This is a genomic window from Microbacterium sp. Root280D1 (assembly GCF_001428975.1).
GTDB lineage: Bacteria > Actinomycetota > Actinomycetes > Actinomycetales > Microbacteriaceae > Microbacterium.
This window is the reverse complement of record NZ_LMJK01000002.1, coordinates 1,011,261-1,032,270: the sequence shown is the minus strand read 5'-3', so window position 1 is coordinate 1,032,270 and position 21,010 is coordinate 1,011,261. Positions and strand designations below refer to the sequence as shown.

Sequence of the window (21,010 nt, the reverse complement as noted above, 5' to 3'; positions counted from 1 at the left end):
CATGACAGCCACCCTCACGGACGCGAAGTACGACGAGGTCACCGAGGCGCTCAAGGACGTCATGGACCCGGAACTCGGGATCAACGTCGTCGACCTCGGCCTCATCTACGACCTCGCCTGGGATGACGAGAACGATGCTCTCGTCATCCACATGACGCTGACCAGCGCCGGCTGCCCCCTGACGGACGTGCTCGAGGACCAGACCGCGCAGGCTCTGGACAACGTCGTCGACCGCTTCCGCATCAACTGGGTGTGGATGCCGCCGTGGGGTCCGGAGAAGATCACAGACGACGGGCGCGACATGATGCGCGCCCTCGGCTTCGCGATCTGAGAATGCTCGAAGTCACGGCTCTGCCTCTGGCGGAGCTCAGACGACGTAGCAGCGAGAAGTGGCGGGAGTATCCCGCCGACGTGCTTCCGCTCTTCGTCGCGGAGACCGATTTCCCTCTCGCACCGGAGGTCTCGAACGCGTTGCGTCGCGCCGTCGAGCTCGGAGACACGGGGTACATCGCCTCGCGGACACCATTGCCCGACACCTACGCGGCGTTCGCACGCCGTCGCTTCGGCTGGGAGGCGGATCCGACGCGGATGCGCACCACGGCCGATGTGAGCATGGGCATCGTCGAGATTCTCCGCCGCGTGACGCAGCCGGGAGAGCGCGTGGTCGTCACCCCTCCCGTGTACCCGCCGTTCTTCGACCTGGTGTCCGAGGCCGGCGCCGAGGTGGAACGGGTGCCTCTCATCGACACGGGGATGGGGTGGGAACTCGATCTCGACGGCGTCCGTGCAGCGTTCGAGGACGGCGCGACCGCGATCCTGCTCTGCAATCCGCACAACCCGACGGGCACCGTCCACAGTCGCGACGCGCTCGCGGCGCTGGCCGAGATCGCCGACGAGTTCGGCGCGGCGGTGGTCTCCGACGAGATCCACGCACCGCTCGCCCAGCCGGGAACCGGCTTCACGCCGTTCCTCGACACGGGCGAGGCCGCCGAGCGCGTGGGGTATGCGGTCGTCAGCGCGAGCAAGGCCTTCAATCTGGCCGGCCTCAAGTGCGCCCTCATGGTGACCGCTTCCGAATCGACGAGCGCGGTCGTGCGCGGGTTGCCGATCGAGGTCGAGTGGCGCACCGGTCAGTTCGGTCTGCTCGCGGCTGTCGCCGCCTTCTCGGAGGAGAGCGATGAGTGGCTGGACGGGCTGCTCGCGACACTCGACGCGAACCGCGTACTCCTCGAGGACCTGCTCGCATCGAAGCTCCCCGGTGCCCGCTACCGGATGCCCGATGCCGGCTACCTCGCCTGGATCGATCTCTCGGCTCTCGGATGGGGCGACAACCCCGCGCGTCGGATCCTCAAGGAGGCGAAGGTGGCCCTGCACTTCGGCCCCGCCTTCGGCGAGCAGGGCAGGGGATTCGTGCGGTTGAACTTCGGGACGAGTCCGGAGATCATCACCGAGGCCATCGAGCGCATCGCGACGCTCGTGGATCGATGACGGTCGATCGCGCGACATCGTCGATCTGGGACCGGGAACGCCTCTGGGTCACCGCCGGCGCAGTCGCGCTGATCTTCCTGGCGGCGATCGAGGCTCTGGCGGTGACGACCGTCATGCCGATCGTCAGCGAGGCGCTCGACGGCCAGGCGCTGTATGCGGTGGCCTTCGCGGGGACACTGGCGACGAGCGTGATCGGGATGGTCGCCGCGGGTGCCTGGTCGGACGCTCGCGGGCCCCGGGGTGCGCTGTACGCCGCCGTGTCGCTGTTCATCGCCGGCCTTCTGCTGTCGGGGTTCGCGGTGACGATGGATCAGTTCCTCATCGGCCGCCTCGTGCAGGGGCTCGGTGCGGGCGGACAGACGGTGGCCCTGTACGTCGTGGTGGCCCGCCTGTATCCGCCCCACCTGCACGGAAGGGTCTTCGCGGCGTTCGCCGCGGCCTGGGTGGTGCCGTCGATGATCGGCCCGTTCCTCGCGGGTGCCGTCGCCGAGTACCTCGACTGGCGGTGGGCATTCCTCGGGGTGGCCGTGCTGACGACGGCCGCCTTTCTCATGATCGCGATCCGGTTGCGCGGCGTCGACCTCGGGCATGGCGAACCACAGGACCGTCGAGCTCTCGTGACTCGTCTGATGCTCGCCGTCGTCGTCGCGGTGTTCGCCGTGCTGATCGGCTTCACGGCCGAGATGACCGCGCAGATCGGATGGTCGGTCGCACTGGGCTCGGTGGCCGTCATCGCCGTGGCCGTGCTGCCGCTGCTCCCTCGACGCACTCTGCGCGCCGGCCGGGGCCTGCCGAGCGTCGTGCTCATGCGGGGCGTCGTCGCCGGCGCGTTCTTCGCCGCGGAAGCGTACATCCCGTACCTGCTCATGGAGAGGTTCGGGTTCACGGCGACGTGGGCGGGCATCGCCTTGATGTTCGCCGCGTTCGCCTGGGCCGGTGCGTCCGCGCTGCAGGGGAGGTTCGGTGAACGTCTCGGCAACACGAGGATCACCGTCATCAGTCTCTCGCTGCTCGTCTGTGCGCTGGTCTTCGTGCTCCTCGCAGCGCTCTGGGGGTTCTCGCCGCTCTTCGTGGTGGTGGGATGGGCCTTCGCCGGCGGCGGCATGGGTCTGCTCTATCCCCGCCTCACCGTGCTCACGCTCGCGTACTCGGATGCCGGCAACCAGGGCTTCAACTCGTCAGCTCTGTCGATCTCGGACTCCACGGGCGCCGCGGTCGTCATCGCTCTCGCGGGTCTCGCCGTCGCCAGCCTCGGCGGTGGTGCGAGCGCCTTCGGCGTCGTCTTCGCGTTCTGTCTCGGTCTGGTGCTCCTGGCGTTCGTGCCGGGACTCAGGCTGGGGCACGCCGCGGAGCTGACGGATGCGGAGTCGCGCGAGCGGTGAGGCCGGCGCCGGACGACTCTCCGGCGAGCGCGGCCACGCCGAGGTCGAAGATGCGGTCGAGTCCCGCTGTGACGTCGATCGTGTGGTCGTCGAGCGCTGCTCCGTGGCTGTCGGCGTGCATCCGCTGCTGAACGAGAGTCGCATGGCCGAGCACGAAGTGCAGGAGTGCGGCTGCTCGCTCCGGTGCGTCCGACAGGCCGTGGCGCGTCAGCGCGGCTTCCAGAGCGGTGTGCGCATACGACGAGCCGAGACGCAGGGCATACGTGCTGAGCACGAGCTCGGCCCCGTCGCGATAGGTGAAGAGCGCGTCGCGGATGCTGCGGGCGGTGGTCAACACGTCCGCATCGTCGCGTGGGATGCCCGCGGTGATGCGATCGGCCAACTCCGCCAGCAGCTCCTGCTTGCTCGAGAAGTGCCAGTAGAGAGCACTCGGCTGCACATCGAGCCTGCCGGCGATCCGCCGCATCGAGAGGTCGGCGAGGCCGACCTCGTCGAGGAGCGCGAGTGCAGCGCGCGCGACGCCGTCGCGGTCGTGACGGGTCGAGTTGTGCGCCGGGGCCATCCCGTCAGTATAGTGAACACCGTTCAAGTGAACGGTGTTCAGGAAGGTGATGGATGATGGCTCGGCACACAGACGACCTCGGTCGCGAACTCGCGAGGGTGGCGATCTTCGCCGCGCTCATCATCGTCCTCGGAATGGTGACGATCCCGATCCCCGGCGGGGTGCCCATCACCGCGCAGACCCTGGGGGTGATGCTCGCCGGCGCTGTACTCGGCCCGCGGTCGGCCCCGCTCTCGGTGCTCCTCGTGTTGGTGCTGGCAGCGGTCGGGCTCCCCGTCCTCGCCGGTGGCCGTGGCGGTCTCGGCGTCTTCGTCGGTCCGACAGCCGGCTACCTGCTCGGGTGGCTCCTGGGCGTCATCGTCATCGGACTGATCGTGCGCAGCGGTCGGCCCCGCTGGTGGCGGATCGCCCTCGGGGTCGTCGTCGGCGGCATCGTGGTCGTGTACGTCTGCGGGGTGCCCGTCACCGCGCTCGTACTCGGGCTCGACCTGGGACCCACCGCACTGGCGAGTCTCGTCTTCCTCCCCGGCGATCTGCTCAAGGCGGCAGCGGCCACAGCGCTGGTCCTCGCGCTACGGCGCGCGTACCCTCGAGCTTTCGGCACGAGTGCCCCATCCGTGCCGGCATCCGTCCGTGCGGTCTGAGACCTCGACCGGATCGATCTCGGTCGACGATGTCACCGTGGAGCGGGAGGGGCAGCCGATCCTGCGCGATGTGAGCATCGAGCTCACGACGGCGAGGATCGCGGTCATCGGCGCGAACGGTTCAGGAAAGTCCACTTTCGCGCGTCTGCTGAACGGCCTCGTGCTCCCGGATGCAGGGCGCGTGACGGTGCACGGTCTCGATTCTCGTCGGGATGTGAAGGCTCTGCGGCGGCGGGTGGGTTTCGTCTTCACCGATCCGCAGGCGCAGATCCTCATGCCTACGCCTGCCGAGGACCTCGCGCTGTCGCTTCGCGGATCCTCTCGTGCGGACGTCGACAGACGTGTGGCCGCGGCACTCGCCGAGCACGGCTTGACCGATCGGGCGGACGTGCCGGCGTCGGAGCTGTCCGGCGGTCAGAAGCAGATGCTGGCTCTCGCGTCTGTCCTGATCACCGAACCGCAGCTGATCGTCGCCGACGAGCCGACGACCCTGCTGGACCTGCGCAACTCCCGACGGATCTCGGATCTGCTGCTGGCGCTTCCCGCCCAGGTCGTCATCGTCACCCACGACCTCGAGCTCGCAGCGAGGTGCGACCACGCGGTCCTCTTCGAGGCGGGCTCGATCATCGCGTCGGGCGCCCCGCCGGACGTGGTCGCCGAGTATCGCGAGCTGGCCGCGTGATCCAGTCCTATCGGCCGGGGGCGAGTATCGTCCACCGGATGCCGGCGGGCCCCAAGCTCGCCGTCTTCGCCGTGCTCGCGCTCGTCTCGTCCGGCTACCCGCACGATCGATGGAGCGTCACAGCCGCGCTTCTCGTCGTCTGCCTGCTCTATCTCGCCGCCGGCCTTCCGGTGACGGCCCTGCTCGTCGAGGCGTGGCGGCTGCGGTGGCTCGTCCTGGTTCTCGGGGTCGCCCTGTGGATCTTCGCCACACCGCTCACGGCATGGGTCAGCACGGCCAGGGTGGCATCACTGCTGCTGCTGGCGTCGCTTCTCACGATCACCACCCGGATGGGCGATCTGCTCGCGGTGCTGCATCGGATGCTGAGACCGCTGCGCCGACTGGGCATCGATGCGGATGCCGTCGCGATGATGATCTCACTGACCCTCACGATGATTCCGGTGGTCGCAGGCTTCGCCCATGCGGTCACCGAGGCCCACCTCGCACGCGGCATCCGTCGCGGCGTGCGAGGCGCGGTGCCGCTCATGGTCAGGACACTACGCCACGCGGACGACGTCGGCGACGCTCTCGCCGCTCGCGGTCTCGTGTGATCGGCGGGCGATGCGCAGGGACAGCAGCATGCCGCCGGCGGCGACTGCAGCAGTGAGCACGGTCGTCCCCGCGACGAGGAGCAGGACGACGGAGGCGATGCCCAGGACGGCGGCGATCACGACCCGGTGCGTCCTGTCAGCGGATCGCGGCGACGGCTGCGTCTCGATGCGGGTGAGGGAGGTCGCGATCGCCGCTGTCAGAGTCAGGGCGACGGCGAGCCAGATCGGACGCGACACCCACCAGGAGACGGAACTCGGATCCGGCAGCGCGATTCCGCTGACGAGTGAGGCGACGGCCGAGATCCCCGCCATGGCGAGCAGTACCGGCATGTGCCACAGGTAGATCGTCATGGTGCGGCGATTGACGAAGGCGCCGAACGCGGCGGGGACCGGCCGGTGGCTGAGCTCGTCGATGCGATCGCGCAGAAGCGAGACGGCGCTCAGGTGCACGACGCCGACGAGCAGCAGCGCGGCGGTCGGGGGATTGATGTTCGCGATGAGGTCGGGGGAGTAGATCCCGGTCGCGAACGCTGCGATGAGGGCGGTCAGAGCCGCTGCTCCGATCAGGGCCCGCGTCGCTCGAGGCAGCCGGTCGATCGTGCCGTCGGCGAGGAAGAACCCGATCTGCTGGAGTGCGAGCCACACGAAGGCGAGATTCAGGAACCCCAGTCCCTCGACCCCGGTGCTCGCCCGGGCCACATCGACGCAGACCGATGCCCACACGAGGGCTGCGACGGTGACCAGGGGCCTGCGTGCGTGGGCTCTCGAGAGTGCCGGGAGGAGCGCCTGACAGCCCAGGAAGACTCCGAGGAACCACAGCGGCTGGCTGTAGCGGAAGCCGGCGGTGGCGATGATGTCGGCGGGAACACCTGCGACGTGGAGAGCCGCGAGCGCGACGCCGACGACGGCGATGGCGAACAGTGCGGGCCGGAGCAGGCGATGCACGCGGGCTGCGATGAACTCGGATGCGGTGCCGCCGCGCGCCTGCGACCGCCGGAACGCGATGTGACCGGCGAAGCCTCCGATGATGAAGAACAACGGCATGACCTGGAGGACCCAGCTCATGGGGATGATCCACGAGGTGCCCTCGCTCGCGTTCGCGAAGACCGGGCTGCCGTCGGCGACCGTGACGCCCACCATGATGGCGTGAAGCAGCACGACTCCTGCGACGCAGATCGCTCGCAGCAGGTCGATCGCGGCATCACGACCGGCCGGCAGCGGGGGGCGGGGAGCGATGCGGGGCGGCGCTTCGACGATGGCCATGGAGTCCTCCTCGGATGGGTGTCCGAGGAGCGTATGGACGCGGTGCCGGTCGGGGGATCACCCTCCGGGCTGGTTCGCACCCCTACTGCGGTGTGACCCGGAGCAGCGGTTCAGGAGGGCTCGACGAGACCCGTGTCGTAGGCGAGGATCACGGCGTGCACGCGGTCGCGGAGTCGGAGCTTGGCGAGCACCTTGCCGACATGCGTCTTCACGGTCTGCTCGGCGATGAAGAGGTCGGACGCGATCTCGCTGTTCGACCGTCCGCGACCGATGAGCACCAGCACCTCCCGCTCCCGATCGGTCAGGTCTGCGAGCGAGGTCGCCGCCTTCGCGGTGCGGGGCCGACGTCCGGCGAACTGCTCGATCATGCGCCGCGTCACACTGGGGGCGAGCAGGGCATCGCCGCCGGCGACGACGCGCACGGCGTGCACGAGCTCCTCGGGAAGAGCGTCCTTCAACAGGAATCCGCTCGCGCCGGCCTCGAGCGCGTCGTAGACGTAGTCGTCGATGTCGAAGGTCGTGAGCATGAGGATCCTCGGCACATGAGCCGCAGGGTAGGCGGGTCCGAGGATGCGCCGAGTGGCCTCGATGCCGTCGACCTGCGGCATCCGCACGTCCATCAGGATGACGTCCGGATCGAGGCGGGCAGCGAGGGTGATGGCTTCGGCTCCGTCGGCCGCCTGGCCTGCGACACGGATTCCCTCGTGCGCATCGAGCAGAGCGGCGAATCCGGCGCGCACCATCGCCTGGTCGTCGGCGATGAGGACGCTGATCGTCACGGGTTCTCCTGGGTGATCGGAGCGGTGGTCTCGCTCGATGGACGCTCGTGCAGCGGGAGGGAGGCGATGACCTCCCACCCGCCCTCAGCGGTGGGGCCGGCGGTGAAGGACCCGCCGAGCAGTTCGACGCGCTCACGCATGCCGCGAAGTCCATAGCCTCCGCTGGGGTGAGCCGGTGGAGTGGTGGCGCGGCCGTTGCGGACGCGGATGCCGATGGCGTGGAGATCCGCCTGCAGGCGCACCGTGACGGCGGCGCCGGACGCGTGCCGTACCGCGTTGCTGAGCGCCTCCTGCGCGATGCGGAAGGCGGCGATCTGCACGGCCTGCGGGGCGTCGGTGAACGCGCCCGTCATCTCGAGCCCCACCGTCACGCCGGCGCGCCGGATCGTGTCGACGAGGGCCGGGATATCGTCGATGCTCTGCTGCGGCGCCAGCTCGGCCGCCTGATCCTCGGTGCGCAGCACGCCCAGCATCCGCCGCATCTCGGTGAGCGATCCCCGCGCTGTGGCCGCGATGCTCTCGAACTCCGACGTCGCCGCGTCGCCGATCTCGGGGAGTCGGTATCGAGCAGTGGACGCCTGCACCTGGATGACCGACATGCTGTGGGCGATGACGTCGTGCAGTTCGCGGGCGATACGGGTGCGCTCCTCGACGAGCGCGCGGCGGGACTCTTCGAGGGCTGAATGCTCCCGTTCCTTCGTGAGCTCGGCAGATACCCTCACGCGTCCTGCGACCAGTATGGCGACCAGGAACACGGCTGCGGCCACAGACGTGGTCACGATGAGATCTGCCGTGGCGCTGCCTGCCGTCGCCGGAGTGGCGACGATCTCGGGGCGCAGCAGCGGGGCCGTGAGGGAGAGCAGCGCGCCGACGCCGAGCGGGACGACGCCCAGGCGCGCGCCATGGATGAAGGTCACGACGCCCACGAAGAGGACGAAGGTGACGAGCGCGGGCACCGACCACGGCCACGGCGCCTCAGTCGCCTGATCGGGCACGACCAGCAGCGGGAGCGCGAACGCCGCAGAGCAGAACATCGCGATCGCCCACCGCGGATACCGCAAAGAGAGCAGCGGCGCCGAGCAGAGTGCAGCGCCGAGGATGAACGTCAGCGGCAACGCGGTGCCGTACAGCACGGTCTGCAGCGACACGAGCACCGCGAAGAGCGCCAGGCTCGCCACGGCGAGCGCGGCGAGCGCGGCCGTTCGACGGCTGATGCGGGGAGTCCGCGGTGTGCGGGGTGTGCGGGGCAGGCGACGTGCCATGAGTGTCATCCTGCCAGTTGCGGGACGGGGGCGCGTCGACGCCGGGCAGCGGTGACGCGGTCGATGACCAGTCCGATGATGAGAGCGACCCCGATGCCGATCCCGGCGCTGGCGAGGGGCTGATCTTCGATCCATGATCCGGCGAGCAGCCCGATCGCCAGGCTCAGCGCGCTCCAGCTGAGACCGGCCACGACGCTCAGGGGAAGGAAACGCCTCCAGGGGAATCGCAGCGCGCCCGCCGACATGTTCACAGCGACACGGCCGACAGGGATGTATCGAGCGCCGAGGATCAGAGCCGCACTGCGCTGGTCGAGGGCGCGTTCCGCGTGGGCGAAGGCCGAGGCGATCCGCGGTCGACGCATCCACGCCCAGCGGGTCGTGCCGAGTCGACGACCGAGCACGAATGCGATGTTGTCGCCGATGGTCGCGCCGACGGCGGCGACGAGCCCGAGCGGGATCAGCGCCCATGGCTCTCCTGAGGATGCCAGCACGGCGGCTGCCGCCACGAGCACGGTCTCACTCGGAACAGGCGGGAAGAAGCCGTCGATGATCGTCACCGCGAGCAGCACGGCATACAGCCAGGGGGAGGCGACGGTCTGCAGGATGAGCTCGTTGATGACGTCCACCTCAGCAGGCTAGAAAGCGGAGGGCACGCAGGGCATCACCCTGAGGTATCGATCGCATCCACCCGCAGAGGTAGATCTGTGCACAGGCCGACGACTGCACCACGATCCGTACGTCGACTGAACACCCAGCCGAGCGATCTATACTGGGAGTTTGGCCCCTCGGCCTGAACCCCCTTGAAAGAACGGACATCCCGCCTGTGCTTGCCGTGCACGAACTCGAGATCCGCGTGGGCGCACGCCTCCTGATGGAGAACGTGTCGTTCCGTGTGAGCGACGGAGACAAGATCGGTCTCGTCGGCCGCAACGGTGCAGGCAAGACCACGCTCACCAAGGTGCTCGCCGGCGACGTCCTTCCCTCCGGGGGCACGGTGACGCGCTCCGGAGAGCTCGGCTACCTTCCCCAGGATCCCCGTTCGGGCAACCCGGAGGATCTGGCGCGCACGAGGATCCTCGATGCCCGCGGACTCGGACAGCTGAATCTCGGCATGACCGAGGCCTCGCTGGCCATGGGCTCGGAAGACCCCGCCGTGGCCGAGAAGGCGATGAAGCGCTATGCGCGCCTCACCGAGCAGTTCGAGGCACAGGGCGGATACGCCGCAGAAGCCGAGGCGGCATCCATCGCCAACAACCTCTCGCTGCCCGACCGCATCCTCGATCAGCCGCTCTCGACGCTCTCGGGCGGACAGCGTCGTCGCATCGAGCTCGCGCGCATCCTGTTCTCGGATGCGGAGACGATGATCCTCGACGAGCCGACCAACCACCTCGACGCCGACAGCGTCGTGTGGCTGCGCGAGTTCCTCAAGAACTACAAGGGCGGGCTGATCGTGATCAGCCACGACGTCGAGCTCGTCGGCGAGACCGTCAACCGCGTCTTCTACCTCGACGCGAACCGCCAGATCATCGACACCTACAACATGAACTGGAAGAACTACCTGCGCCAGCGGGTGGCCGACGAGGAGCGCCGCAAGAAGGAGCGAGCCAACGCCGAGAAGAAGGCCACCACGCTGCAGCAGCAGGCCGCCCGCTTCGGTGCGAAGGCGTCGAAGGCCGCTGCCGCTCATCAGATGATCGCGCGCGCCGAGAAGCTCCTCGCGGGTCTCGACGAGGTCCGCCAGGAAGACCGGGTGGCGAAGCTCCGCTTCCCCAAACCCGCCGCCTGCGGCAAGACCCCGATGATGGCGACGGGGCTGTCGAAGTCGTACGGATCGCTCGAGATCTTCACGGATGTCGACCTCGCGATCGACCGCGGATCGAAGGTCGTCGTGCTCGGACTCAACGGTGCGGGCAAGACCACGCTGCTGAGGATGCTCGCCGGAGTCGACGAGCCGGACACGGGCCAGCTCGAGCCGGGCCACGGGCTCAAGGTCGGTTATTACGCGCAGGAGCACGAGAACCTCGACGTGAACCGCTCGGTGCTCGAGAACATGGTCTCGGCCGCTCCGCACATCACCGAGATGGAAGCGCGCAAGGTGCTCGGATCCTTCCTCTTCACCGGCGACGATGTGCTCAAGCCCGCCGGGGTTCTCTCGGGCGGCGAGAAGACGCGTCTCTCGCTGGCGACCCTCGTGGTCTCCTCGGCCAACCTGCTGCTGCTCGATGAGCCCACCAACAACCTCGATCCCGCGTCTCGCGAGGAGATCCTCGGCGCTCTCGCGCACTACGAGGGTGCAGTCGTCCTCGTCTCGCACGACCCCGGTGCGGTGCAGTCGCTCAACCCGGAGCGCGTGCTGATCCTTCCCGACGGTGTCGAGGACCTCTGGAGCCAGGAGTACCAGGACCTCATCGAGCTCGCGTAACGCGTCCGGGGTGGCCACGTCCGACGGGAGTGGCATAGTCGACAGGGTGACCCATGACGACTCCGACCTCGCCCTCGATCCGCTCAACGACTGGCTCAGAGGACGCCACGCTCTCACCGGCGTCGCTCCGGACTGGGACATCCGCGACCTGCCGGATGACCCGGCGGTCCTGTTCGCCGAGTGGTTGCGCGCCGCCGCCGCAGCCGGGGTGGCGGAACCGCACACGGTGACGCTGGCGACGGTCGACGAGGACGGGATCCCCGATGCGCGCACGCTCATCCTGAAGAGGATCGACGAACGAGGGTGGGCCTTCGCGAGCACGCGGTCGTCCCGTAAGGGCGCGCAGCTCGGCGCAGTGCCGGCAGCGGCCCTGAACTTCTGGTGGCAGCCGCAGGTCCGTGCAGTCCGCGTGCGCGGCCGCGTGGAGGAGGCGACGCCCGAGGAGAGCGCCGCCGACCTCGCTGCTCGCTCGGCGGCCGCACAGGCCGGCATCGCCGACGGGGACTGGGTGCTCTGGCGCATCGTCCCGAGCCGCATCGAGTTCTGGCAGGGGGAGACCGATCGGAACCACACCCGCCTCGTGTACGAGGCATCCGCGGACGGCTGGAGCCGGGCGCTCTCCGGTCGCGCCGCTGACCGCATCGAGGAGGAGGCTCGCGCATGAGCGACTTCCAGGTCATCGAGATCGGTGCGCTGGACGAGTGGCGTGAGCACCACGGCGGCTTCGATGCCGCGCGCTCCCGCGACGGTCGCCGCGTCGTCGACCACGAGCTGACGATGCAGTTCATCGGACTCACCGCGAACGCGCTCGCTCCGGGTGAGGAGGCGGGGTACTGGCACGTTCATTCACGCATCGAGGAGCTCTACGTCTTCCTCGAGGGGCGCGGGCAGATGGGGCTCGACGACGAGATCGTCGAGGTCGGCCCCGGCACCGTGATCCGAGTCGGTCAGGGGGTCGCCCGCACCTGGCGGTCTCACCCTGGCAGTGCGGGGGAGCTCCGCTGGCTGTGCATCCGGGCCGGAGGCCAGGAGCTGCCGCATCTTCCCGATGACAGTACGCGCCTGCCCGACCGGCCGCTGCCCTGGACCGACTGAACGATGAGCGAGGTTCTCCCGCCTCCGCCGTCAGAGGCCCCGAGCTTCGCCGACGACTTCTCGACGGGGCTCGACGACGAGAAATGGGTCGCCCACTACCTCCCGCATTGGACGGTTCCCGAGAGGTCGGCGGCGCGATATGAGATCGTCGACTCGGTGCTGCGCCTGCGCATCGACAGCGATCAGCTCGATTGGCGGAAGGAGGATGCCCCGCTCCGTGTGTCGAATGTGCAGACCGCGGTGTTCTCCGGATCCGTCGGGTCGGCGCGCGGCACGCACCGACATCGTCCGGACGGTCTGGAGGTGCGAACGGAGACGCCTCTGCACTTGCTGTTCGCTCCCGCCCGCGGACGCATCGATGTGACCGTCGCCGCGAGCACCGACGAAGGATGCATGCTCGCCGCCTGGCTCGTCGGGATCGAACACCTCTCGGAGAGGGATGCCGGCGAGATCTGCATCTTCGAGATCGACGCGGATGCGGTCTCGAATACGACTCCAGCGCGGACCGGCATCAAGGCGCACGGTGATCCGCGTCTGCAGACCGACATGGCCGAGGTGGTGCTCCCGTTCGACGCGAGTGAGCAGCACACCTGGACAGTCGTCTGGGGTGACGGCGAGACGGTGATCGGCTGCGAGGGGAGGGTGCTGCGGCGGATCCCGCAGTCGCCCGACTATCCGCTGATGCTCCTGATCGATCTCTTCGAGATCGGGACGCCCTCGGGCAGCTACCCCAAGTCCGCCCTCGTCGTGGACGTGCGGGCCTGGGGCTGACGCGTCTCAGCGAGCATCGAGGAGCTCGTCTTCGACGTCGGCATCGCTGTCACGGCGCCGGGACTTCTTGACGGGTGCGGGCATCCCCTCCACCTCTTCGCGGTGCTTCACGATCTCGGTGCGGATGATGTAGCCGATGAACACGAAGCCCATCAGCGCGAACAGGATCCACTGGATCGCATACGACAGATGCGGGCCGGGGTCGTCGGTGGGGGAGTCGAAGCGGCCCAGGGTGCCTTCGCCCGCCGGTTCCTCGCTCACGATCTGCCCGTACGCGCTCGTGATCACGTCTCCGTCGACCAGCTCGGCGATCGAGGGGAGGTTGATCGTCGGCACCTGGCCCTCGGGAGCGCCGCGTCCCGAGGCCGGCAGCTGCTCTCCGGGACGCAGACGCACGATGACCTCGACCTCTCCGCTCGGAGGCGCAGGAACGGCATCCGGGGAGTCACCGTCACCGGGCGGCACCCATCCGCGGTCGACGATGAACACACGTCCGTCGACATCGCGGAACGGCACCAGAACCTCGAACGCACTCGTGCCGCCATGGGGCCGATTGCGCACGAGGAGCTGGTCATCGGCGATGTACTCGCCGTTCAGAACGACAGGATGCCAGACGTCGCCGGGCTCGAGGGCTCCGTCGGCGCCGATGAGGTCGGAGAGCGGGACGGGATCCGCGTCATAGTTCTTCTCGACGAGAGCGATCTGCTCGGATCTCGTCTCGTTGCGCTCGAACTGCCAATTCGACAGGAAGGCGCACCCTACCGCGAAGCCGATCGCGATCAGCACGTACACGGTCCATCGACCCATCCGGGCACTCATGAGGGCATACCATCTCTCACTGTCACGGGGAAGTCTCTGGCAGCCAGGTAGTCGTGGAGGAACGAGACATGCTCGTCGCACGCGAGCCAGATCTTCTCACGGTCGGCGGCATGGATACGCGGATTGCGCCACACCACCTGCGTGGTCGCCGCGCTCCGGCATCCGGCACGCGAGCACTCCAGTCCACTCACTCGCGATCCTGGCGGCTTTCGTGGATGGTGATGACGTGAGGCGGCGGATCCTGTTCGACCGGAAGCGTCGGAACCGGGGCAGGTGCCTCCAGCTGCTGCACGGGAGATTCCGCCGTCGTCTCGGTGCTGTCGCTTCCTGCGTTCGCGAACACCACCGCGATGTAGGGAAGGAGCGCGGCCGCGAGCGCGAAGACCCATGTGTACCAGCCGTAGGGCTGCACGAACATCATGAGCGCGAAGCAGACGATGCGGATCGTCATGGTGAGCGCGTATCGGCGCACGCGGTGGTCCGCCTCGTCTTTCGGCGACTGCGGAAGCGAGGTGACAGCAGGGACCAGTGGCTTGCTCTTCACGATGAGTCCAGCCTACGCCGGTGCGGGCACCACGGCGCGCCCGTCTGCCGCTCAGGTCGAGAAGAGGAAGGGCAGAGTGAAGGCGCCGAAGAACAGGAACCCGATGACCGTCATGACGATGCCGATGACGAGCACCGCGACCATGATGTACCCCATGATGAGGCCGGCGAAGGCCATGCCGCGTCCGCCGATCGAGGGGTTCGCCTTCGTCTGTCGGAGCGCCATGTGGCCGGTGATCACGGCGACGATCGAGGCGAGCAGAGGCACCACAGCCCAGAAGAGCACGACTCCGGCGATTCCGCAGATCAGCGACGTGACCGCGAGTCCGCTCGCCGGGCGAGGTGCGGGATAGTTCGGTGCTGCGTAGTTCGGTGCCGCGTAGTTCGGGTATCCGGTGGCGGGTTGGCCGGGAGCGGACGTCGGGTAGGGCGACGCTGCAGACGCTGAGCCGTAGGGGTGCATCGATCCGCCGCCGTGGACAGGCGGGCTCGGCGCGAAGGAAGGCGCGGCGCCCGGGTACGCCTGGGTGGGCGACGCCGGAGGGGCAGTCGGGTACGACGGCGGCTGCGCCGCCGGAGAAGCTGCCTGGTAAGGCTGTGCGGGTGGTGCCGGCGCTGCGGGCGGCGGGGGAGTCGGCTGCGGTCCGCCCGAAGGGGTGGGGATGCTGTTGTCGCTCACGGTGGCGCCTTTCGTCGGGTTCAGCGTTCCAGTCGCGGCGTCCGTCTGTCAAACGACGCCGGTCGGACGGCGGCATCCTCGGTAGGATCGAGGACGACCAGGCCCCGACCCCAGCGGCCAGATCAGGAGTGGAAATGAGTTCTCGCGTCGTCCTCGTCACCGGCGGCAACCGCGGCATCGGCCGCGCCATCGCAGAGCGATTCGTCCGTGACGGATACCGCGTCGCAGTGACGGCGCGGAGCGGGGAAGGCCCCGACGGCACGTTGACGGTGCGCGCGGACGTCACGGACGCCGCGGCTCTCGACGCGGCATTCACCGAGGTCGAGCAGCAGCTCGGGCCGGTGGAGATCGTGGTCGCCAACGCGGGGATCACCAAGGACACTCTCCTCCTTCGCATGAGCGAGGACGATTTCGACAGCGTCGTCGCCACCAACCTCGGCGGAACGTTCCGTGTCGTCAAGCGCGCGTCCAAGGGCATGCTGCGGGCTCGTTTCGGACGCGTCATCCTCATCTCGAGCGTCGTGGGCCTGTACGGCTCGGCGGGGCAGGTGAACTACTCCGCATCGAAGAGCGCACTGGTGGGCTTTGCGCGATCGCTGACCCGCGAACTCGGCGGACGCGGCATCACCGCGAACGTCGTCGCGCCGGGCTTCATCGAGACCGACATGACCGCAGAGCTGCCCGAGGAGACTCAGAAGCAGTACAAGGCGAACATTCCCGCCGGACGCTTCGCCACTCCTGACGAGGTCGCGGGTGTGGTCACCTGGCTCGCGGGCGACGACGCCGGCTACATCTCGGGCGCGGTCATCCCCGTCGACGGCGGCCTCGGGATGGGGCACTGAGCCGAGACCGACGCCCTGTCGTCACCGACGGGAGACCGCCGCGTCTATGAGCTCGGCCAAGCGGCCCGGAACCGAGAACTGCGGCCAGTGACCTGAGCCGATGCGGATGACCTCGGCATCGCCGATCGCTCGGAATTCATCCGCGTACGGGCCCCATTGCTCGAGCTCCGACTCGAGAGTCTCCTGATCCATCGCGCCCATCAGCAGTGTCACGGGGACCCCGTGGCGCTGCTCCGAGCGCAGCTCGATCGGATCGGTGGGCACCCGCGCGGGAACGCTCCGAGCCAGCGGAGCGGTGCGGGCGCGGGTCGAGTCGTCGAGGTCGTCGACGTCTTCGGCGGGGAAGTAGTCCCACCCCGGGAAGGGGACGACGCCGTCGACGACCTCGAATTCGCTGATGCCGAACCCGGAGGGCGGCGGCACCGTGTCGACGAAGACGACCCGCGAGACGAGGTCGGGCCGTGCGTCGGCGACGCCCCAGGCGACGTTGCCGCCGCCGCTGTGACCGACGACGGCCACGGGTGCCCCGATGTCGTCGACCGCGGCCACGGCGGCATCGACCCACTCGGCGATTCCGATGTCGGAGGAAGCGGCGGCGGGGAGACCGACGCCGGGCATCGTCAGGGGATGCACCGAGTGCCCCGCGCGTTCGAGGTCGGCGGTCACCTCGCTCCAACTGGACGCGTCGAGCCAGAGACCGGGGATGAGGATGATGTCCATGCCCCGACGCTAGACGGGGCCTCGGACATCCGCTAGGGCAGCAGCGCGATGACCTCGGAGAGGTCCTGCGGGCCGATCACGAGACTCGCCGCCGCGCGTACGGCAGGCTTCGCATTGAACGCCAGTCCGAGACCGGCGACGGCCATCATCTGCAGGTCGTTGGCTCCGTCTCCGATCGCGATGGTGGCGTGACGGGCCACCCCGAGCTCGTCGGCCCATTGCTGCAGTGAGGCGGCCTTCACCGCGGCATCCACGATCTCGCCATCGACGCGGCCGGCCAGGGCGCCGTCCACGATCTCGAGGCGGTTGGCGCGCCACCGGTCGACGCCGAGCCCGGGCGCGACGTCGTCGAGGATCTCGTGGAACCCCCCGGACACGACTCCCACGACACCACCGCGCTCATGGACGGCCGCAGTGAGCTCGCGCACCCCAGGGGTCGGCTCTATGCGCGCCAGCACGCGCGCGAAACCCGACACCGGCACGCCTTCGAGCGCAGCGACGCGGGAGCGCAGGCTCGTGGCGAAGTCGATCTCGCCGCGCATCGCGGCTTCGGTGGCCGCCTGCACCTCAGGGCCACGCCCGACCTCATCGGCGATCAGTTCGATCACCTCGTTGCGGATGAGGGTGGAATCGGCATCGAGGACGACGAGGAAACGCGCGGCAGTCACGCCTTCGAGCCTATCGACAGCAGAACGGCCCGCTGTGCAGCCGCGTATCGCGGCGACACCGTCACCTCTCGATGAACAGGCCCTTGCCCACCACGGTGATGCCCGACTCGGTCACGGTGAACCCGCGAGCCAGATCTCGCTCGCGGTCGACGCCGACGGTCGCACCGTCCGCCAGGACCACGTTCTTGTCGAGGATGGCTCGATGGACTCTGGATCCCGCTCCCACCCGCACCCCGTCGAAGACGACGGAGTCGGTGATGGTGGATCCTCCTCCGGCGAGTGTCCACGGACCCACGACGCTGCGCTCCAGATGAGTGCCCGAGAGCACGGATCCGAGCGACACGATCGAGTCGATCGCATTGCCGATGCGCCCGACGGAGTCGCGCACGAACTTCGCGGGCGGCGAGTTCACGGCCTGCGAGTGGATCGGCCACTCCATGTTGTAGAGGTTGAAGATCGGAAGCGTGGAGATCAGGTCCATGTGCGCGTCGAAGAAGGAGTCGATCGTACCCACGTCGCGCCAGTACGAGCGGTCGCGCGGCGATGAGCCCGGGACGTCGTTCCGCTTCATGTCGTAGTAGCCGGCCTCGCCTCGATCGACGAAATACGGCACGATGTCGCCGCCCATGTCGTGCCCGGAGGTCGGGGATTCGCCGTCTGCCTCGACCGCGGCGATCAGCGCATCCGCGTCGAAGATGTAGTTGCCCATCGAGGCGAGCACTTCGTGGGGCGAGTCCTCGAGGCCGGCGATGTCGGTCGGCTTCTCGAGGAACTGCTTGATGCGGCCGGACTCGGTGTCGGCGTCGATGACCCCGAACTGGGACGCCATGGCGAGCGGTTGGCGGATGCCCGCGACGGTGGCCTTCGCGCCGGACTCGATGTGGGCGTCGAGCATCTGTCGGAAGTCCATGCGGTAGACGTGGTCGGCGCCGATCACGACGACGATGTCGGGCTTCTCGTCGTTGATGAGGTTCAGGCTCTGCAGGATCGCATCGGCCGAGCCCGAGAACCAGCGCTTTCCGAGACGCTGCTGCGCGGGCACCGAGGTCACGTACGAGTCGAGGAGAGCCGACATGCGCCACGTCTGCGAGATGTGGCGATCGAGGCTGTGCGACTTGTACTGCGTGAGCACGACGATCTGGCGCAGACCCGAGTTGATGAGGTTCGAGATCGCGAAATCGATCAATCGGTACTGTCCGCCGAAAGGCACTGCAGGTTTGGCCCGATCGGCCGTGAGGGGCATGAGACGCTTTCCCTCGCCGCCGGCGAGGATGATGCCGAAGATCTTCTTTGGTGCGGACATGCACCAACCATAGATGCGATTCGGCTCGGCTAACTAGCATCTGGACAACTGAGTCACTACCGTCTAGACATGCGCGTCGAGATGATCACGAAGGAATACCCGCCGGAGATCTACGGAGGTGCCGGTGTGCACGTCGCCGAGCTCGTCACGGCCCTGCGGCAGAATATCGATGTACAGGTCAGGGCCTTCGGAGCTCCTCGTGACGAGGCGAGCACTTTCGCCTATCGGACACCCTCGGGACTGGCCTCCGCGAACCCCGCGCTGCAGACGCTCGGGACGGACCTCGAGATCGTCGCGGCGATCTCGGACGCCGATCTCGTGCACAGTCACACCTGGTACGCGAACTTCGCCGGGCACATCGCCTCGCAGCTTCACGGCATCCCGCACGTCCTCACCGCGCACAGCCTGGAACCGCTGCGCCCGTGGAAGGCCGAGCAGCTGGGCGGGGGATACGCGGTGTCGAGCGGAATCGAGAAGCTCGCGTACGAGAACGCGGCGGCGGTGATCGCGGTCAGCGCCGGCATGCGCGAGGACATCCTGCGGAGCTACCCGTCGGTCGACCCGACCCGGGTGCGCGTGATCCACAACGGCATCGACGTGGATCGCTGGCGGCCGGTGCAGAACCCGGCGTTCCTCGAGTCGGTCGGTATGGATCCGACCAGGCCGTCCGTCGTGTTCGTCGGCCGGATCACCCGGCAGAAGGGCCTGCCGTACCTCCTTCAGGCCGCTCGTCTGCTGCCCCCGGAGGTCCAGCTCATCCTCTGCGCCGGCGCGCCGGACACCCCCGAGATCATGGCGGAGGTGCAGGAGGGCGTGCGGCTTCTCCAGCAGACCCGCGAGGGCGTCGTCTGGATCGATCGGATGCTGCCGCGCGACGAGCTGTCGGCCATCCTCACCGCGGCGACGACATTCGTGTGCCCGTCCGTCTACGAGCCGCTGGGAATCGTGAACCTCGAGGCCATGGCCTGCGGCGCTGCCGTCGTCGGCACGGCGACCGGCGGCATCCCCGAAGTCGTCGACGACGGGGTCACCGGCCGCCTGGTGCCGATCGAGCAGCTCCAGGACGGCACGGGGACGCCGGTCGATCCGGAGCGCTACGTCGCCGACCTCGCTGACGTGCTCACCGAGGTGACGTCCGATCCCGAGCGAGCCCGTGCCTACGGCGCGGCTGGCCGGGAGCGGGCTCGCGACGAGTTCAGCTGGGGCGCGATCGCCGACACCACGCGGGCGCTGTACGCGGAGCTGACCGCCTGAGCCGATAGGCTGGAGGCATGTCGAGCGCTCTGGAATTCACCGACGTCGTCGTGCGCCGCGAGGGGCGCAACATCATCGATCACGTGACCTGGCAGGTCGACGATGATCAGCGGTGGGTGATCCTCGGACCCAACGGCGCAGGCAAGACGACGCTGCTCCAGCTGGCTGACACGCTGATGCACCCGACGTCCGGAACCGTCACGGTGCTGGGAGAGACCCTCGGACGCACGGATGTGTTCGAGCTGCGCCCGCGCATCGGCTTCGCGTCCTCCGCGATGGCGAAGCGCGTGCCGCGCGAAGAGACGGTTCTGAACACGGTGCTCACAGCGGCATACTCCGTGCTCGGGCGATGGAACGAGAGCTATGAGGACATCGACGAGCGTCGTGCGCTGCGCGTCCTCGGCGATTGGCGACTCGACCACCTCGCCGACCGGACCTTCGGAACGCTGAGCGACGGCGAGCAGAAGCGCGTGCAGATCGCCCGCGCCGTGATGACCGATCCCGAGCTGCTGCTGCTCGACGAGCCGACCGCGTCTCTCGACCTCGGCTCTCGCGAGGAGCTCCTTGCACTCCTGAGCGGCTATGCGTCGTCGCCGACGACGCCGGCGATGCTGATGGTCACGCACCACGTCGAGGAGATCCCGGTCGGATTCACTCATGTGCTGCTGATGCGCGAGGGGCGCATCGTCGCCGCCGGGCCCGTCGCCGAGACTCTGACGGCCGAGGCTCTGACCGAGACGTTCGGCATGCCGATCGTCCTCAGCAGCGAAGAGGGTCGATATGCGGCCCGCGCGGCATCCTGATGCGCATCTGATAGAATCGATCCTTGGTGCTCTCTGCACCGCAGACTTCCCTCGTCCCTGGCACAATCCAGGGCAGCAACTAAGGAATCCCATGAAGACTGACATTCACCCCGTGTACAAGGCTGTCGTGTTCCGCGACCTCGGCTCGGGCGAGACGTTCCTCACCCGTTCGACTGTCTCGAGCGACAAGACCATCGAGCTCGACGGCGTCGAGTACCCGGTGATCGACGTCGAGATCTCCTCGGCATCGCACCCGTTCTACACGGGCAAGCAGCGCATCATGGACTCGGCCGGTCGCGTCGAGAAGTTCAACCAGCGCTTCAAGGGCTTCGGCGGATCGTCCAAGTAACGACCCCCGCGATCGAAGGCCCCGTGTTCCTCGGAACACGGGGCCTTCGTCGTCTGCAGGGGGTTCGTCTTCTGCGGTCGGATCGCGCGC

General features: G+C 68.3%; 26 protein-coding genes. 14 read left to right on the top strand and 12 right to left on the bottom strand.

Going from position 1 to position 21,010, the window contains the following annotated elements; genetic code table 11:
• Position 1 precedes the first annotated feature (1 nt).
• From ASE34_RS11220 to ASE34_RS11210, 3 genes are read left to right on the top strand one after another with little or no spacing between them, the layout of a single operon-like run.
• Positions 2 to 331, top strand: coding sequence for a metal-sulfur cluster assembly factor (locus ASE34_RS11220; RefSeq protein ID WP_053096448.1), 330 nt, complete (start codon positions 2 to 4; stop codon positions 329 to 331).
• 2 nt (positions 332 to 333) lie between these two features.
• A complete protein-coding gene (locus ASE34_RS11215) occupies positions 334 to 1,488 on the top strand; it encodes a MalY/PatB family protein (RefSeq protein ID WP_056278883.1) in 1,155 nt (384 codons plus the stop codon).
• Entirely contained in the window at positions 1,485 to 2,870 is a 1,386-nt protein-coding gene (locus tag ASE34_RS11210) for an MFS transporter (protein ID WP_053096443.1), read from the top strand. Before ASE34_RS11215 ends, ASE34_RS11210 begins: the two co-directional genes overlap by 4 nt.
• Here ASE34_RS11210 and ASE34_RS11205 read toward each other — a convergent pair.
• Positions 2,818 to 3,432, bottom strand: a complete 615-nt coding sequence (locus ASE34_RS11205) for a TetR family transcriptional regulator (RefSeq protein WP_082586604.1) — start codon at positions 3,430 to 3,432, stop codon at positions 2,818 to 2,820. The genes ASE34_RS11210 and ASE34_RS11205 overlap by 53 nt on opposite strands.
• A 53-nt stretch (positions 3,433 to 3,485) precedes the next feature.
• Here ASE34_RS11205 and ASE34_RS11200 point away from each other — a divergent pair, with 53 nt between their 5' ends.
• From ASE34_RS11200 to ASE34_RS11190, 3 genes are read left to right on the top strand one after another with little or no spacing between them, the layout of a single operon-like run.
• On the top strand, positions 3,486 to 4,076 hold the full coding sequence (locus ASE34_RS11200) for a biotin transporter BioY (RefSeq protein WP_157538207.1): 591 nt from the start codon (positions 3,486 to 3,488) through the stop codon (positions 4,074 to 4,076).
• Entirely contained in the window at positions 4,066 to 4,758 is a 693-nt protein-coding gene (locus ASE34_RS11195; protein WP_082586603.1) for an energy-coupling factor ABC transporter ATP-binding protein, read from the top strand. The genes ASE34_RS11200 and ASE34_RS11195 overlap by 11 nt, the downstream gene beginning before the upstream one ends.
• Before the next feature lie 38 nt (positions 4,759 to 4,796).
• Positions 4,797 to 5,348, top strand: coding sequence for an energy-coupling factor transporter transmembrane component T (locus ASE34_RS11190; RefSeq protein WP_230100746.1), 552 nt, complete (start codon positions 4,797 to 4,799; stop codon positions 5,346 to 5,348).
• Here the strand turns inward: ASE34_RS11190 and ASE34_RS11185 are convergent.
• From ASE34_RS11185 to ASE34_RS11170, 4 genes are all read right to left on the bottom strand, one after another.
• Positions 5,295 to 6,611, bottom strand: a complete 1,317-nt coding sequence (locus tag ASE34_RS11185; RefSeq protein WP_056278881.1) for an acyltransferase family protein — start codon at positions 6,609 to 6,611, stop codon at positions 5,295 to 5,297. The genes ASE34_RS11190 and ASE34_RS11185 overlap by 54 nt on opposite strands.
• Before the next feature lie 110 nt (positions 6,612 to 6,721).
• Positions 6,722 to 7,390 (bottom strand): response regulator, encoded by a 669-nt coding sequence (locus tag ASE34_RS11180; RefSeq protein ID WP_053096436.1) that lies wholly within the window; start codon positions 7,388 to 7,390, stop codon positions 6,722 to 6,724.
• Positions 7,387 to 8,652, bottom strand: coding sequence for a sensor histidine kinase (locus ASE34_RS11175; protein WP_056278880.1), 1,266 nt, complete (start codon positions 8,650 to 8,652; stop codon positions 7,387 to 7,389). Before ASE34_RS11175 ends, ASE34_RS11180 begins: the two co-directional genes overlap by 4 nt.
• Positions 8,653 to 8,657: 5 nt before the next feature.
• Positions 8,658 to 9,278, bottom strand: a complete 621-nt coding sequence (locus ASE34_RS11170) for a DedA family protein (protein WP_053096431.1) — start codon at positions 9,276 to 9,278, stop codon at positions 8,658 to 8,660.
• Positions 9,279 to 9,475: 197 nt separating this feature from the next.
• Here ASE34_RS11170 and ASE34_RS11165 point away from each other — a divergent pair, with 197 nt between their 5' ends.
• The 4 genes from ASE34_RS11165 to ASE34_RS11150 are packed head-to-tail and all read left to right on the top strand — an operon-like array spanning position 9,476 to position 12,940.
• The gene (locus ASE34_RS11165; RefSeq protein WP_053096429.1) at positions 9,476 to 11,074 is read left to right on the top strand and encodes an ABC-F family ATP-binding cassette domain-containing protein; all 1,599 of its coding nucleotides are present in this window, start codon (positions 9,476 to 9,478) and stop codon (positions 11,072 to 11,074) included.
• Between the two features lie 46 nt (positions 11,075 to 11,120).
• A complete protein-coding gene (locus ASE34_RS11160) occupies positions 11,121 to 11,738 on the top strand; it encodes a pyridoxamine 5'-phosphate oxidase family protein (RefSeq protein WP_056278879.1) in 618 nt (205 codons plus the stop codon).
• Positions 11,735 to 12,169: a cupin domain-containing protein gene (locus ASE34_RS11155; protein WP_056278878.1), complete on the top strand. Its 435-nt coding sequence runs from the start codon at positions 11,735 to 11,737 to the stop codon at positions 12,167 to 12,169. The genes ASE34_RS11160 and ASE34_RS11155 overlap by 4 nt, the downstream gene beginning before the upstream one ends.
• Before the next feature lie 3 nt (positions 12,170 to 12,172).
• Entirely contained in the window at positions 12,173 to 12,940 is a 768-nt protein-coding gene (locus ASE34_RS11150; RefSeq protein WP_056278877.1) for a hypothetical protein, read from the top strand.
• A gap of 6 nt (positions 12,941 to 12,946) precedes the next feature.
• On the opposite strand, the gene ASE34_RS11145 is transcribed toward ASE34_RS11150, so the two are convergent.
• From ASE34_RS11145 to ASE34_RS11135, 4 genes are read right to left on the bottom strand one after another with little or no spacing between them, the layout of a single operon-like run.
• Positions 12,947 to 13,759, bottom strand: coding sequence for an SURF1 family protein (locus ASE34_RS11145; protein WP_056278876.1), 813 nt, complete (start codon positions 13,757 to 13,759; stop codon positions 12,947 to 12,949).
• Positions 13,756 to 13,950, bottom strand: a complete 195-nt coding sequence (locus tag ASE34_RS18155) for a hypothetical protein (RefSeq protein WP_053096420.1) — start codon at positions 13,948 to 13,950, stop codon at positions 13,756 to 13,758. Before ASE34_RS18155 ends, ASE34_RS11145 begins: the two co-directional genes overlap by 4 nt.
• Positions 13,947 to 14,303 (bottom strand): DUF3099 domain-containing protein, encoded by a 357-nt coding sequence (locus ASE34_RS11140; RefSeq protein WP_056278875.1) that lies wholly within the window; start codon positions 14,301 to 14,303, stop codon positions 13,947 to 13,949. Before ASE34_RS11140 ends, ASE34_RS18155 begins: the two co-directional genes overlap by 4 nt.
• Positions 14,304 to 14,354: 51 nt before the next feature.
• Positions 14,355 to 14,981: a DUF4190 domain-containing protein gene (locus tag ASE34_RS11135; protein ID WP_082586602.1), complete on the bottom strand. Its 627-nt coding sequence runs from the start codon at positions 14,979 to 14,981 to the stop codon at positions 14,355 to 14,357.
• A gap of 134 nt (positions 14,982 to 15,115) precedes the next feature.
• On the opposite strand from ASE34_RS11135, the gene ASE34_RS11130 reads away from it, so the two are divergent.
• A complete protein-coding gene (locus ASE34_RS11130) occupies positions 15,116 to 15,823 on the top strand; it encodes a beta-ketoacyl-ACP reductase (protein WP_053096412.1) in 708 nt (235 codons plus the stop codon).
• A 21-nt stretch (positions 15,824 to 15,844) separates the two neighbouring features.
• Here ASE34_RS11130 and ASE34_RS11125 read toward each other — a convergent pair whose 3' ends face one another.
• The 3 genes from ASE34_RS11125 to glgC all read right to left on the bottom strand — a co-directional run bounded on the left by ASE34_RS11125 (position 15,845) and on the right by glgC (position 18,514).
• Positions 15,845 to 16,543 (bottom strand): alpha/beta fold hydrolase, encoded by a 699-nt coding sequence (locus tag ASE34_RS11125; protein WP_056278873.1) that lies wholly within the window; start codon positions 16,541 to 16,543, stop codon positions 15,845 to 15,847.
• 32 nt (positions 16,544 to 16,575) lie between these two features.
• Positions 16,576 to 17,211 carry a phosphoserine phosphatase SerB gene (serB, locus tag ASE34_RS11120; RefSeq protein WP_056278872.1) on the bottom strand — a complete coding sequence of 212 codons (636 nt, stop codon included), beginning with the start codon at positions 17,209 to 17,211 and terminating at the stop codon, positions 16,576 to 16,578.
• A gap of 61 nt (positions 17,212 to 17,272) precedes the next feature.
• Positions 17,273 to 18,514 (bottom strand): glucose-1-phosphate adenylyltransferase, encoded by a 1,242-nt coding sequence (gene glgC / locus ASE34_RS11115; RefSeq protein ID WP_053096406.1) that lies wholly within the window; start codon positions 18,512 to 18,514, stop codon positions 17,273 to 17,275.
• Positions 18,515 to 18,583: 69 nt separating this feature from the next.
• Here glgC and glgA point away from each other — a divergent pair, with 69 nt between their 5' ends.
• The 3 genes from glgA to ASE34_RS11100 all read left to right on the top strand — a co-directional run bounded on the left by glgA (position 18,584) and on the right by ASE34_RS11100 (position 20,920).
• Complete coding sequence (glgA, locus tag ASE34_RS11110) at positions 18,584 to 19,768, top strand: glycogen synthase (protein ID WP_056278871.1); 1,185 nt, start codon at positions 18,584 to 18,586, stop codon at positions 19,766 to 19,768.
• Between the two features lie 17 nt (positions 19,769 to 19,785).
• Positions 19,786 to 20,571 (top strand): ABC transporter ATP-binding protein, encoded by a 786-nt coding sequence (locus ASE34_RS11105; protein ID WP_053096402.1) that lies wholly within the window; start codon positions 19,786 to 19,788, stop codon positions 20,569 to 20,571.
• Between the two features lie 91 nt (positions 20,572 to 20,662).
• A complete protein-coding gene (locus ASE34_RS11100; protein WP_042537536.1) occupies positions 20,663 to 20,920 on the top strand; it encodes a type B 50S ribosomal protein L31 in 258 nt (85 codons plus the stop codon).
• Positions 20,921 to 21,010 lie beyond the last annotated feature (90 nt).

Excerpts from the sequence above, each read along its gene's own strand:
- ASE34_RS11220 (WP_053096448.1), top strand. The coding sequence starts at position 2 with ATGACAGCCACCCTCACGGACGCGAAGTACGACGAGGTCACCGAGGCG.
- ASE34_RS11215 (WP_056278883.1), top strand. The coding sequence starts at position 334 with ATGCTCGAAGTCACGGCTCTGCCTCTGGCGGAGCTCAGACGACGTAGC.
- ASE34_RS11210 (WP_053096443.1), top strand. The coding sequence starts at position 1,485 with ATGACGGTCGATCGCGCGACATCGTCGATCTGGGACCGGGAACGCCTC.
- ASE34_RS11205 (WP_082586604.1), bottom strand. The coding sequence starts at position 3,432 with ATGGCCCCGGCGCACAACTCGACCCGTCACGACCGCGACGGCGTCGCG.
- ASE34_RS11200 (WP_157538207.1), top strand. The coding sequence starts at position 3,486 with ATGATGGCTCGGCACACAGACGACCTCGGTCGCGAACTCGCGAGGGTG.
- ASE34_RS11190 (WP_230100746.1), top strand. The coding sequence starts at position 4,797 with ATGCCGGCGGGCCCCAAGCTCGCCGTCTTCGCCGTGCTCGCGCTCGTC.
- ASE34_RS11185 (WP_056278881.1), bottom strand. The coding sequence starts at position 6,611 with ATGGCCATCGTCGAAGCGCCGCCCCGCATCGCTCCCCGCCCCCCGCTG.
- ASE34_RS11175 (WP_056278880.1), bottom strand. The coding sequence starts at position 8,652 with ATGGCACGTCGCCTGCCCCGCACACCCCGCACACCGCGGACTCCCCGC.
- ASE34_RS11155 (WP_056278878.1), top strand. The coding sequence starts at position 11,735 with ATGAGCGACTTCCAGGTCATCGAGATCGGTGCGCTGGACGAGTGGCGT.
- ASE34_RS11150 (WP_056278877.1), top strand. The coding sequence starts at position 12,173 with ATGAGCGAGGTTCTCCCGCCTCCGCCGTCAGAGGCCCCGAGCTTCGCC.
- ASE34_RS11145 (WP_056278876.1), bottom strand. The coding sequence starts at position 13,759 with ATGAGTGCCCGGATGGGTCGATGGACCGTGTACGTGCTGATCGCGATC.
- ASE34_RS11130 (WP_053096412.1), top strand. The coding sequence starts at position 15,116 with ATGAGTTCTCGCGTCGTCCTCGTCACCGGCGGCAACCGCGGCATCGGC.
- ASE34_RS11125 (WP_056278873.1), bottom strand. The coding sequence starts at position 16,543 with ATGGACATCATCCTCATCCCCGGTCTCTGGCTCGACGCGTCCAGTTGG.
- glgC (WP_053096406.1), bottom strand. The coding sequence starts at position 18,514 with ATGTCCGCACCAAAGAAGATCTTCGGCATCATCCTCGCCGGCGGCGAG.
- glgA (WP_056278871.1), top strand. The coding sequence starts at position 18,584 with ATGCGCGTCGAGATGATCACGAAGGAATACCCGCCGGAGATCTACGGA.
- ASE34_RS11105 (WP_053096402.1), top strand. The coding sequence starts at position 19,786 with ATGTCGAGCGCTCTGGAATTCACCGACGTCGTCGTGCGCCGCGAGGGG.
- ASE34_RS11100 (WP_042537536.1), top strand. The coding sequence starts at position 20,663 with ATGAAGACTGACATTCACCCCGTGTACAAGGCTGTCGTGTTCCGCGAC.